The organism is Methylobacterium sp. 17Sr1-1 (assembly GCF_003173775.1).
Classification (GTDB): Bacteria; Pseudomonadota; Alphaproteobacteria; order Rhizobiales; family Beijerinckiaceae; genus Methylobacterium.
In genome coordinates this window covers 5,774,441-5,786,503 of the sequence record NZ_CP029552.1, presented here as the reverse complement: position 1 = coordinate 5,786,503, position 12,063 = coordinate 5,774,441, and the positions used below count along the sequence as shown (strand labels likewise).

At 71.6% G+C, this 12,063-nt stretch carries 10 protein-coding genes; 4 read left to right on the top strand and 6 right to left on the bottom strand.

Annotated features, from left to right (window positions below; translation table 11 throughout):
* Window positions 1-22: 22 nt before the first annotated feature.
* The 6 genes from shc to dxs all read right to left on the bottom strand — a co-directional run bounded on the left by shc (window position 23) and on the right by dxs (window position 8,385).
* Window positions 23-2,062 (bottom strand): squalene--hopene cyclase, encoded by a 2,040-nt coding sequence (gene shc, locus DK412_RS26315; protein ID WP_204165443.1) that lies wholly within the window; start codon window positions 2,060-2,062, stop codon window positions 23-25.
* Window positions 2,063-2,138: 76 nt separating this feature from the next.
* Window positions 2,139-3,440 carry a hydroxysqualene dehydroxylase HpnE gene (gene hpnE, locus DK412_RS26310; protein ID WP_109974379.1) on the bottom strand — a complete coding sequence of 434 codons (1,302 nt, stop codon included), beginning with the start codon at window positions 3,438-3,440 and terminating at the stop codon, window positions 2,139-2,141.
* Window positions 3,437-4,297 (bottom strand): presqualene diphosphate synthase HpnD, encoded by an 861-nt coding sequence (gene hpnD / locus DK412_RS26305; RefSeq protein WP_109974378.1) that lies wholly within the window; start codon window positions 4,295-4,297, stop codon window positions 3,437-3,439. The genes hpnE and hpnD overlap by 4 nt, the downstream gene beginning before the upstream one ends.
* Window positions 4,294-5,178, bottom strand: a complete 885-nt coding sequence (hpnC, locus tag DK412_RS26300) for a squalene synthase HpnC (RefSeq protein WP_109974377.1) — start codon at window positions 5,176-5,178, stop codon at window positions 4,294-4,296. Before hpnC ends, hpnD begins: the two co-directional genes overlap by 4 nt.
* Window positions 5,175-6,203 (bottom strand): hopanoid-associated sugar epimerase, encoded by a 1,029-nt coding sequence (gene hpnA / locus DK412_RS26295; RefSeq protein ID WP_109975506.1) that lies wholly within the window; start codon window positions 6,201-6,203, stop codon window positions 5,175-5,177. Before hpnA ends, hpnC begins: the two co-directional genes overlap by 4 nt.
* A gap of 205 nt (window positions 6,204-6,408) precedes the next feature.
* The gene (dxs, locus tag DK412_RS26290; protein ID WP_109974376.1) at window positions 6,409-8,385 is read right to left on the bottom strand and encodes a 1-deoxy-D-xylulose-5-phosphate synthase; all 1,977 of its coding nucleotides are present in this window, start codon (window positions 8,383-8,385) and stop codon (window positions 6,409-6,411) included.
* 286 nt (window positions 8,386-8,671) lie between these two features.
* On the opposite strand from dxs, the gene DK412_RS26285 reads away from it, so the two are divergent.
* From DK412_RS26285 to ettA, 4 genes are all read left to right on the top strand, one after another.
* Window positions 8,672-8,926, top strand: coding sequence for a hypothetical protein (locus tag DK412_RS26285; RefSeq protein WP_109974375.1), 255 nt, complete (start codon window positions 8,672-8,674; stop codon window positions 8,924-8,926).
* Window positions 8,923-9,837 (top strand): DNA/RNA non-specific endonuclease, encoded by a 915-nt coding sequence (locus tag DK412_RS26280; RefSeq protein WP_245447298.1) that lies wholly within the window; start codon window positions 8,923-8,925, stop codon window positions 9,835-9,837. The genes DK412_RS26285 and DK412_RS26280 overlap by 4 nt, the downstream gene beginning before the upstream one ends.
* A 30-nt stretch (window positions 9,838-9,867) precedes the next feature.
* Window positions 9,868-10,140 (top strand): hypothetical protein, encoded by a 273-nt coding sequence (locus DK412_RS26275; RefSeq protein WP_245447296.1) that lies wholly within the window; start codon window positions 9,868-9,870, stop codon window positions 10,138-10,140.
* Between the two features lie 201 nt (window positions 10,141-10,341).
* Window positions 10,342-11,994, top strand: a complete 1,653-nt coding sequence (gene ettA / locus DK412_RS26270) for an energy-dependent translational throttle protein EttA (RefSeq protein WP_109974372.1) — start codon at window positions 10,342-10,344, stop codon at window positions 11,992-11,994.
* Window positions 11,995-12,063 lie beyond the last annotated feature (69 nt).

Genomic DNA, 12,063 nt, shown 5'->3' with positions numbered 1-12,063 from the left:
GGCGCGGTTGCGCCGCGCCCCGCTACATCCCCACCGCGACCTTGCGGCTGTTGCCCCGCTGGAGATTGCGGTAGCGCGCCATCGCCCAGAGCGGGAAGAACTTCGCGTAGCCGTGATAGCGCAGGTAGAACACGCGCGGGAAGCCGGTGCCGGTGTAGAACTCCTCGCCCCACAGCCCATCCGCGCCTTGGGTGCGGGCGAGATAGTTGATGCCGCGGGCCACCGCCGGGTGGTCGGCCTCGCCCGCCGCCATCAGGGCGATCAGCGCCCAGGCGGTCTGCGAGGCGGTGCTGCCGGCGCGCTCGTAGCCGCGATACTCGAGCTTGTAGCTCGCCGCATCCTCGCCCCAGCCGCCGTCCGGGTTCTGGATCGCGACTAGCCACTCCACCGCCTTGCGCATCGGCGCCGAGGCCGGGTCCTGGCCGGCGGCGTTGAGCGCGCAGAGGGCCGACCACGTCCCGTAGATGTAGTTCATGCCCCAGCGGCCGTACCAGCTGCCGTCCTCCTCCTGGTCGGCGAGCAGGTAGTCGACGGCCCGTGCCAGCACGGGGCTGGTCTGCTTGGTCTCGCCGAGCTGGGCCAGCATCGAGATGCAGCGGGCGGTGACGTCGGCGGTCGGCGGGTCGAGGAGTGCCCCGTGGTCGGAGAACGGGATGTAGTTCAGGTAGTGGTAGGTGTTGTCGGCGTCGAACGCCGCGAAGCCGCCGTCGCGGCTCTGCAGGCCCTCGATCCACTCGCGCGCCCGGGCGATCGAGTGGGTGTAGTCCGAGCCGCCCTCGCCGGGGCCGAGGCGGGTCTGGGCCCGGTCCATCGCCATCGCCACCACGGCGGTGTCGTCGAGGTCGGGATAGTGCGGGTTGTTGTACTGGAACGCCCAGCCGCCCGGGCGCACGTCCGGCTTGCGGGCCGCCCAGTCGCCCTTGATGTCGAGCACCTGGAGGGGCTTCAGCCATTCGAGGGCGGCGCGGGCCTGGCGCTCGTTCTCCGGCCCGCCGGCCTCCATCAGGGCGTGGGCGGCGAGCGCCGTGTCCCAGACCGGCGACAGGCAGGGCTGGACGTAGGCCTCATGCTCCTTGACGGTGACGAGCTTCTCGACCGCCGAGCGCGCCGTGACCACCAGGGGGTGGTCCTCCTCGTAGCCCAGCGCCTCGTACATCAGCACCGAGTTGGCGATGGCCGGGAAGATGGCGCCCAGGCCATCCTCGCCGTTCAGCCGCTCGCTGACGAAGGCCACCGCCTTGTCGACCGCCTTGGCGCGGGGCCCGGCGGGGAAGAAGGGCTCGACCACCCGCAGGATGTCGTCGATGACCGCGAAGACCGGGCGCCAGGGCGAGGATTCCTGGGCACCGGAGGGCCAGCGCCGGATCCGCTCCGGATCCTGGGTGAACAGCTCGCGCACGCCGATCCCGCGCGGGTTCTTCGCCCGCGGCTTCTTCATCTGCAGGATGAAGAGCGGCACCATCACGGTGCGGGCCCAGTAGGACACCTTGTCGAGGTGGAACGGGAACCACCGCGGCAGCAGCATCACCTCGACCGGCATCACCGGCACGGCGCTCCACGGCACTTCGCCGTAGAGGGCGAGCAGGGTGCGGGTGAAGACGTTGGCGTGGGCCGCGCCACCCCGCTGCAGGATCGCCTCCCGGGCCCGGCGCATATGCGGCGCGTCGATCGGGTCGCCGATCATCTTCAGGGCGAAATACGCCTTGACGGTGGCGCTGATGTCGAGGGGGCCCTCGTGCACCAGGGCCCAGCCGTGATGCAGCGCGCTCTGCGTCCGGCGCAGGTAGACGGCGATCTTCTCCTCCAGCTCCCGCTCGGGCACCGAGCCGCGGAAGTGGTGGAAGAGGATGTACTCGGAGGGGATGGTGGCGTCCGCCTCCAGCTCGAAGCACCAGTGCCCGTCGGCATGCGCCAGTTGCGTCAGCGCCCGGGACGCCGCCGACACCCGCCGCTCGACCTCGTCGAGGGTGATGTCCTGCGTGCTCTTGCGTTGCAGCGTCTCGACCTTGCCCACGGTGTCTCTGCCTTCCTCGTGCGAGGGCGGCTCCGCCTCGCCGCCCATGATGCCATCCCGATTTGTTTTCGCAGCGCACAAAACGCCGCGCCGCCCACGCTGTTCCCGAAAGCGGGCCCCGCCGTCAAGCGGCTCCGCGCAACGCAGCGTTGCCGCCGGTGCGAGCGCCGGTGCCGGTGCCAACGAGGACCTGCGCCGCCGTCGCCCCGGACCTGATCGCTCCCTCGATGGTCGAGGGCAGCCCGGTCGCGGTCCAGTCTCCCGCCAGGGCCAGATTGGCGATGTGCGTGCGCGCACCGGGCCGGCGGGCGGCCTCGGCGGGCGTGGCCGCGAAGGTGGCACGCTTCTCCTTGACGATCTGCCACCGCGGCAGGGGCTCGCCGGAGAACCCCGAGAGCCGCGAGACCTCGTCCCAGATCGTGCGGGCAAGGTCCTCGCGCGGCACGTCGAGCAGGCGGTCGGCGCCGCTGATCGTCACCGAGAGCCGGTCGGGGTAGGAGAACAGCCACTCGGTGACGCCGCCGACGACGCCCAGCAGCAGCGGCGCCCCCGGCTTCGGGGCAAGCGCGAAATGGGCGTTGACGATCGAGCGGTGGCTCTGCGGTACGCTCAAACCCGGCATCAGGTCGGCGACGACCCAGGCAGGCAGCGCCAGCACCGCCGCGTCGTCGGGACCGAGTTCCTCCGGCCCGTCGGAGAAGTCGAGCCGGGTCACGCGCCCACCCTCGATGCCGAGCCCACGCAGGCGGCGACTGAAGCGCATGTCCGCGCCGGCCCTGCCCAAGGCCGTCAGGGCCGGATCGACGAAGGCCGCCGACAGGCCCTCCACCGCGACGAGGGGCCGGCAGGCCTTGCCGCCGGCACCGAGCGTCTCGCGCAGGATCGTGGCGGCGAGACCCGCGTCGCTCTCCTGCGGCTCGGTGTTGAGGGCGGCGAGGAGCACCGGGCGCCAGAGCCGGTCCCACAGGAGCCCCTCGCAGGCCATGCTCTCGCCGATCGTCGCGGCCTTCGTCGCGCCGCGGAAGATGCCGAGCGGCGCGAGATAGTCGCGGGCGCGGCTGCCCGGTACCCGGCGGCGGGCGTCGAGCACCCACCAGGGCAGGCGACCGGCATTCGGTCGCAGGGTCCAGCGCTCGCCCGTGGCGAGGTCGGCGAAGGCGAAGGCGGCCTCGTCCGGCCCGGCGAGGACGCCCTCGGGCGCGCCGGCCAGTTTCAGGAAGTCGAGGGCGTCGCGGTTGCCCGACAGGAGCAGGTGGTTGCCGTTGTCGAGCGTCAGGCCGAGGGCCGGATCGAAGTAGGAGCGGCAGCGCCCGCCGGCCTGCTTGGCCGCCTCGTGCACCACGACGCGGCGGCCCGCCTTGGCGAGGCGCAAGGCCGCGGAGAGGCCGGCGAGGCCGGCGCCGAGGACGTGAACCGTACCCATCAGACGATCGCCTGACGCAGGAGGACGCCGATCAGCGCGAGCTTGCCGGGCTTCACCCGCGCGCGGGGCGCCGTCCAGCCGCGCTTGCGCAGGCCGACGAGGATCAGGTGATAGGCCGCCCCCATGATCCGCGGCGCCTTGGTGGCTTTCCGGGATTCACGGTTCATGATCGCCCAGGACGCGTCGTAATGCGCCTGCGCCTCGTCGAGGAGCCGGGCGCAGACTTCCGCGAGACGGGGGTGGGCCAGCGCGCTCTCCGGGGTCGGGTGGGACAGGCCGATCGCCGCCAGCGGCTCGGCGGGCAGGTAGAGCCGGCCGCGCTCGGCATCCTCGTCGATGTCGCGCAGGATGTTGGTGAGCTGCAGCGCCCGGCCGAGATGGTGGGCGAGCCGGATACCCGGTTCCTCGGGCAGGCCGAAGATCCGCACTGACAACCGGCCAACGGCGCTGGCGACGCGGTCGCAATAGAGGTCGAGGGTCGCCGAATCGGGGGCGACGATGTCGGCCTCGGCGTCCATCGCCATGCCGTCGATCACCGCCTGGAAATCCTCGCGCCGGAGGCCGAACCGGCGCACCGGACCGACGAGGGGTTGGGTCCGCGGGACGGGCCGGCCGGCATAGAGGGCATCGATGTCGGCGCGCCAGCGGTCGAGCTCGGCCGCGCGCACCTCGCGGGCTCCGCCGTCGTCGGCGACGTCGTCGACGGCGCGGCAGAAGGCGTAGACCGCGTACATCGCGTCGCGCTGCTCGGCCGGCAGCAGCCGCATGGCGGTGTAGAACGACGAGCCGGCGGCCGGCAGGGCGGAGGCCTCGGTCGAGGCCTCGACCGGCGAGGCGGGCTGGGAGGCGAGGGCGGTCACGGGCGGGCTCCCCGCAGGGCCGGGTGGAGGCGGCGGCGGAACGGCCGCCGGGCGAGGGCAGAGGCGGCGGCACCGAGCGCCGTCAGCGCGAAGGCGGCCTTGCCGTGATGGACCTTCTCGCTCAGCGGATCGCGCACGAGCAGGCCGCGAGCGAGCAGCACCGCGAGGCGGTGGATCGCCGCGATCTCCATGGCGAGGCGCGTGTCGTCGATCAGGTCGGGCAGGGGCCGCCCTTCCTCGAGAAGGTCGAGGCAGCGTTGCGCCAGTTCCTTGATGACCGCGCGCAAGGCCGGCGTGGCGCGATCGCCCCCCAGATCCTCGATGCGGGCGCCGTGCTTCTCCAGGGTCTCCCGCGGCAGGTAGACCCGGTCGACGCTCCGAAAATCCTTGCCGCAATCCTGGAGGTGGTTGATCACCTGGAGCGCGGTGCAGATCGCGTCGGAGGTCGGCCAGGTGCGCCCCGGATCCTCGCCGTGGACGTCGAGGACGAAGCGGCCGACCGGCACCGCCGAGTAGCGGCAGTAATGCGCAAGTTCGTCCCAGTTCTCGTAGCGCGACTTGTGCGCGTCCATCCGGAACGCGTCGAGCAGCTCCAGCGCGTGGCGCGGCGGCAGCCCGCGCTCGGCGAGCGCGCGGCGCAACGGCGCGGCCTCCGGATCGTCGGGGCCCTTGGCCGTCAGCGCGTCGGCGAGGCCGTCGAGGAGCGCGACCTTCCGCTCCGGCGACAGGCCGGCATTGTCGGCGACGTCGTCGCCGGCCCGGACGAAGTAGTAGAAGTCGAGGATCGGGCCGCGGTGGCGCGGATGGATCAGGTGCGAGGCGACCGGAAAATTCTCGTCGCGGTGCCCCTTGCCGGAGCGCGCCTCGGTGGCGGTTGTCATCGGATGTATCCAGCCTGACGGAACCAGGCGACGGCGTCGGACAGGCCGTCGCGGTAGGGCCGGGCCGCGTAGCCGAGCTCGGCCCGCGCCTTGGCGTCGGAGAAGAACATGCGGTAGCGCGACATCCGGATGCCGTCGATGGTGGCGAGCGGCGCCTTGCCGGTGATCCGCGCCGCGAGTTCCGACACGAACGCCACCGGATAGACCGCGGCCCGCGGCAGCCGCACGGTCGGGGGCTTTCGCCCGACGAGGCCGGCGATGTCGGCGAGCATGCGCGACAGGAGCACGTCCTCGCCCCCCAGGATGTAGCGCTCGCCGATGCGGCCCTTGTGCAGGGCCAGCAGATGTCCCTTCGCCACGTCGTCGACGTGGACGAGGTTCAGGCCCGTATCGACGAAGGCCGGCATCTTGCCGTTGGCCGCCTCGACGATGATCCGCCCGGTCGGGGTCGGCTTGACGTCGCGCGGACCGATCGGGGTCGAGGGATTGACGATCACCGCCGGCAGGCCGTCGCGGGCCACCATCTCCTCGACCACCCGCTCGGCCACCACCTTGCTGCGCTTGTAGGCGCCGATCGCGGTTTCCGGGGTCAGCGGCCGGGTCTCGTCGGCGGGCGTGCCGTCGTCGTGCGGCTTGATGGTCGCGACGCTCGACGTATAGACCACCCGCTCGACGCCGGCATCCAGCGCCGCCCGCATCAGGGCCCTTGTGCCGTCACGGTTGGTGCGCACGATCTCTTCCGGGTCCGGCGCCCAGAGCCGGTAATCCGCCGCGGCGTGGACGAGGTAGCGCATGCCGCGCATGCCGGCCGCCGCCGCCTCGGGGTCGCGCATGTCGCCCTCGACGATCTCGACGTCGGGCCAGGTCAGGTTGGTGCGCGGGCTCGTCGCGCGCACCAACACCCGCACCGGGAAGCCGGCCGCCCGAAACACGTCGACCAGGGCCGGACCGAGGAAGCCGCTGGCGCCGGTGATCAGCACCGGGCCGGGCTCGAATCCGGGGCCGGACGGGATGCGGTCGGGCATGGTGCGGTTCTTGGCCTCGGTCATGCGTTCCTTCTCGGCGGCTCGGGCGGTGGGCCCAGTCTCCGGCAGTGACAAGTCGGGAAGCCGGGCCGCTTCTGCCAGCCCGGCGCCATGCCCGCAAGGCATGGGCGATCGATCGCGGGCGGGCGTGCCGCCCGCGCATCAGCATCCTGATGCCGGGATGATCCGGTCCCGGCGGCAGGCCTCAGGCGAGGCGCAGGCGCCCGCCCCGCTCGGCCGCGGCGGCCTCCCGCGCCGGCAGGGTCGCCTCCACCACCTTGACGATCGAGGCCGCGTCGAGACCGGCCTCCGCGTACATCCGGTCCGGCGTGTCGTGATCCTGGTAGGCATCCGGCAGCGTCAGCGTCCGAACCCGCACCTTCCCGTCGTCCAGCGCACCGCGCCCCGACAACAGGTGCAGCACCATCGCCCCGAAGCCGCCCACCGACCCCTCTTCCAGGGTCACCAGAACCTCGTGGCTCGCCGCAAGGTCCAGGATCAGCGCCTCGTCCAGGGGCTTGGCGAACCGCGCATCCGCCACCGTCACGGCGATGCCGGCCGCCTCCAGACGCTCCGCCGCCTTCAAGGCCTCCGCCAGGCGCGTGCCCAGGCTCAGCAGCGCCACCCGCGCGCCCTCCGGACGCCGGATCACCCGCCCCTTGCCGATCGGCAGCACCTCGCCCGTCTCGGGCATTTCGACGCCGACGCCCTCGCCCCGCGGGTAGCGGAACGCGATCGGACCCGAATCGTGCGCGTGGGCGGTCGCCACCATGTGCACCAGCTCGGCCTCGTCGGCCGCCGCCATCACCGTCATGTTCGGCAGGCAGCACAGATAGGCCAGGTCGAACGCGCCCGCATGCGTCGCGCCGTCCGCCCCCACCAGACCGGCCCGGTCGAGGGCGAAGCGGACGGGCAGGTTCTGCAGCGCCACGTCGTGCACCAGCTGGTCGTAGCCGCGCTGCAGGAACGTCGAGTAGATCGCGCAGAACGGCTTGAACCCTTCCGTCGCCAGGCCACCCGCGAAGGTCACCGCGTGCTGCTCGGCGATGCCGACGTCGAAGGTCCGCTCGGGATGAACCTTGGCGAACAGATCGACGCCGGTGCCCGACGGCATCGCGGCGGTGATCGCCACCACCTTGTCGTCGGCGTCCGCCGCCTTGATCAGGCTCTCGCCGAACACGCGGGTATAGGCCGGGGCGTTGGGCTTGGCCTTGGTCTGCTTGCCCGAGACGACGTCGAACTTCACCACCGCGTGGCCGCGATCGGCCGCGGCCTCGGCGGGCGCGTAGCCCTTGCCCTTCTGGGTGACGACGTGGACCAGCACCGGGCCGTCGGGCGCGTCGCGCACGTTCTTGAGGACGGGGAGCAGGTGGTCGAGGTTGTGGCCGTCGATCGGCCCGACATAGTGGAAGCCGAGCTCCTCGAACATCGTGCCGCCGCCGGCCAGGATGCCGCGGGCGTACTCCTCGGCGCGCGCCGCGGTGTCGTAGATCGCCTTCGGCAACAGCCGGCCGAACTGCTTGGCGGTGTCGCGCAGCGAGCGATACGTGTCGCCCGAGACGAGGCGGGCGAGGTAGGACGACATGGCGCCGACGGGGGGCGCGATCGACATGTCGTTGTCGTTGAGGATGACGATGAGGCGGCTCTTCAGCGCGCCGGCGTTGTTCATCGCCTCGTAGGCCATGCCGGCCGAGATCGAGCCGTCGCCGATGACCGCGACCACGTTGCGGCGCGGCGGCGTCTCGCCGCGGGCTTTCGCAGCGGCGTCCGAGAGGTCGCGGCCGATGGCCATACCGAGGCCGGCGGAGATCGAGGTGGAGGAGTGGGCGGCGCCGAAGGGATCGTAGGGGCTCTCGGCGCGCTTGGTGAAGCCCGAGAGGCCGCCGCCCTGGCGCAGGGTGCGGATGCGGTCGCGGCGGCCGGTCAGGATCTTGTGGGGGTAGGCCTGGTGGCCGACATCCCAGATGATGCGGTCGTCGGGGGTGTTGAAGACGTAGTGCAGGGCGACGGTGAGCTCGACGACGCCGAGGCCCGCGCCGAGATGGCCGCCGGTGACGGAGACGGCGTCGATGGTCTCGGCGCGCAGCTCGGCGGCGAGCTGGGTCAGGTCGCTCTCGGGCAGCTGGCGGAGATCCGCCGGCTCGCGGACGCGGTCGAGGAGGGGAAGAACCAGATCGGACAAGTCGTGACACTCGCTCATTCGAGGGCGGACTCCGCCTGAGCCTCGCGGCCGGGAGTCCCCGCAGATGGCGGCCGTTATACCGCAAGCGGCCGATCGCGCCATGGCGCGACGCGCGAACGTCACGGTTGCGGCTGTGCGTGGCCCAACAACTCCGAAGAACATCCTGAACCCGGCGTGAATCCTTCGCGCCGCGGCGACAGCTGCGCCGGATTGCGCTAGGATGCTTGGACACGACGTGACCGCCTCAGCGGTCCCGCTCAAGACACATCCCCTCAACGGAGGCCAGATGGGACGGTCGATACCGGCGCGCGGGCTCGTCCTCGGCCTCCTGCTGGCGGCTTCGGGTGTCCTGGCAGCGCCCGGCCCGGCGCGGGCGGTGCCGCTCTACCCCGCCCTCGATCCCGCCTGGCTGCCGCACCTGCCGGTCTGCCGGCCCACCGACCGCACCTGCGACACCGTCGCGCGGCGCCGGATCCCCGTCTGTACCTGGCGCTCGCGGCCGACGCCCGAGGGCCCGCGGCGGGTCCGGATCTGCGCGTGATCCGCGTTGCCGCCTTCAGCGCACTGAAACCGCCGGTTGCCGGCGTCCTGCTGCTGATCGGATCGACGGCACTCCTGCCGGGGCCGGCCCTGGCGCGCACCTGCCCGGAGCATTTCGCGGGCGGCACGCTCCCGACGCTGACCAATCCACGGCTCTCCGCCGACACCACGCTCCTGTGCTACAAGGCCTTCGCGGTCCTCTATTCGGGCCTGTCGCGCACGCCGCTCTACGCCGCCGAACACCTCACCGCCGCGCGGGTCGAGGCCGCGCGCCGGATCGACCGGGTCGATGCCTTCCACGAGGAGGCGGGAGTGCCGGAGGCGGCGCGCGCCGACCTCGCGGATTACGCCGGCAGCGGCTGGGACCGGGGCCACATGGCCCCCTCCGGCGACATGCCGAGCCCGAGCGCGCAAGCCGAATCCTTCACCCTCGCCAACATCGTGCCGCAGAACCCGGACCTCAACCGCCAGCTCTGGGCCGGAATCGAGAGCAGCGTGCGGGCGCTCGCGGTCGAGCGCGGCGATCTGTTCGTGGTCACCGGGCCGCTGTTCGAGGGCACGAGCGTGCAGTCGCTGCGCGGCCGGGTGCTGATCCCGACCCGGCTGTTCAAGGCGGTCTACGATGCCAATCGCGGCGAGGCCGGGGTCTACCTCGCCCGCAACGCCGCCCCGGGCGAGGCCTGGGAGGCGATCTCCCTCGACCAGCTCGCAGGCCTCGGCGGCATCGTCGCCTTTCCGGACCTGCCGGATTCGGTCCGCCGCCGCACCATGGCGCTGCCCGAGCCGCGGCGCGACGACCATGCCGGCGGCCCGCGCAGCCGCCGCGAGCCCGGCTTCCTCGACTGGCTCGCCGCCGAATTGCGCCGCGCCGCCCGCCGTGCCTGGCGCGACTTCCTCCGCTCGCTGTTCTGAAACGAGTTGCCCATGTCTGAGAGGACACCCTTGCCCGCGCACGCGAAGCCCGCCTTCACCCCCTTCGCCGACGACGCCGCGGTCCAGACCCTCGGCGACCTGACCCTCGAGAACGGCAGCGCCCGGATCGCGCTCCACGGTTCGCTCGATTTCGCCCGCGACCGGGAGAGCCTGGAGCGGGCGCGGGCCTTGCAGAAGACGCTGGCGGCGATCGTGGCGGCCCTCGAGGACGAGGAGGACCTGCCCGAGCGGGCCGACGAGGTCCGGGTGGCGACGACGGAGGTGAAGAACCCGTTCGGATGAGGGCGCTCGCGTCGGGTGCGGGTGCTCTCGGGCCGCCTTGCACCCCCCCGGCGGCCCTGGTAAGCGCGGGAGCACTCCCAATTCCCACGCGCGGCCGCCCGCGCCGGCGCCCGTCGGGCCGGATCATCGTCACGATCATCCGCCCGGCCCGCCCCGAATCCGGTCGGGACCGCGCGACACGAACCCCGGAAGGACCAGCCCATGGCCCGTGAATTCATCTACCACATGCGGGGTCTGACCAAGACCTATTCCAGCGGCAAGAAGGTGCTCGACAACGTGCACCTGTCCTTCTACCCGGACGCCAAGATCGGCGTGCTCGGCGTCAACGGCGCCGGCAAGTCGACGCTGCTGCGGATCATGGCGGGCATCGACACCGAGTTCAACGGCGACGGCTTCGTGGCCGAGGGCGCACGGGTCGGCTACCTGCCGCAGGAGCCGCAGCTCGATCCGGACAAGACGGTCCGCGAGAACGTGATGGAGGGCGTCGCTGAGTCCCAGGCGATCCTCGACCGCTACAACGAGCTCGCGATGAACTATTCCGAGGAGACGGCGGACGAGATGACCCGTCTCCAGGACGAGATCGAGGCCAAGGGCCTGTGGGATCTCGATTCCAAGGTCGACCAGGCGATGGACGCCCTGCGCTGCCCGGGCGACGACGTGGCGGTCGCCACCCTCTCGGGCGGCGAGCGCCGCCGCGTCGCTCTCTGCCGCCTGCTCCTGTGGCAGCCCGAGCTGCTGCTCCTCGACGAGCCGACCAACCACCTCGACGCCGAGACCGTCGGCTGGCTCGAAGGGCACCTGCGCACCTATCCGGGCGCGATCCTCATCGTCACCCACGACCGCTACTTCCTCGACAACGTCACGAGCTGGATCCTCGAGCTCGACCGCGGCCGGGGCATCCCCTACGAGGGCAACTACTCGTCCTGGCTAGTCCAGAAGCAGAAGCGCCTCGCCCAGGAGGGCCGCGAGGAGGAGTCGCGCCAGCGCACCATCGAGCGCGAGCAGGAATGGGTCTCGGCCTCGCCGAAGGCCCGGCAGGCCAAGTCCAAGGCCCGTATCGCCCGTTACGAGGACCTCGTCGCCAAGTCGCAGGAGAAGGGGCCCTCGACCGCGCAGATCGTCATCCCGATCGCCGAGCGGCTCGGCAACAACGTCATCGAGTTCGACCACCTGGAGAAGGCCTTCGGCGACCGGCTGCTGATCGACGACCTGTCGTTCAAGCTGCCGCCGGGCGGCATCGTCGGGGTGATCGGCCCGAACGGCGCCGGCAAGACCACCCTGTTCCGGATGATCAACGGCCTCGAGAGCCCCGACAAGGGCGACATCCGCATCGGCGAGAGCGTGAAGCTCGGCTACGTCGACCAATCGCGCGACGCGCTCAACCCCGACGCGACCGTCTGGCAGGAGATCTCCGGCGGCAACGACATCCTGTATCTCGGCAAGCGCGAGATCAACTCCCGGGCCTATTGCGGCGCCTTCAACTTCAAGGGCTCGGACCAGCAGAAGAAGGTGGGCGTGCTCTCGGGTGGTGAGCGCAACCGCGTCCACCTCGCCAAGATCCTCAAGAGCGGCGCCAACGTGCTGCTGCTCGACGAGCCGACCAACGACCTCGACGTCGACACCCTGCGGGCGCTGGAGGAGGCGCTGGAGGATTACGCCGGCTGCGCGGTGATCATCAGCCACGATCGCTGGTTCCTCGACCGGATCGCGACCCACATCCTCGCCTTCGAGGGCGACAGCCACGTCGAGTGGTTCGAGGGCAACTTCGCCGATTACGAGGCGGACAAGAAGCGGCGCCTGGGCGTCGACTCCACCATCCCGCACCGGATCAAGTACAAGAAGTTCAGCCGCTGAGCGGCAGGACGGGGCGGCAAGGCGGGGCAGCGCTTCGGCGCCGCCCTCCCTCGCCGAGACTTGAACGAA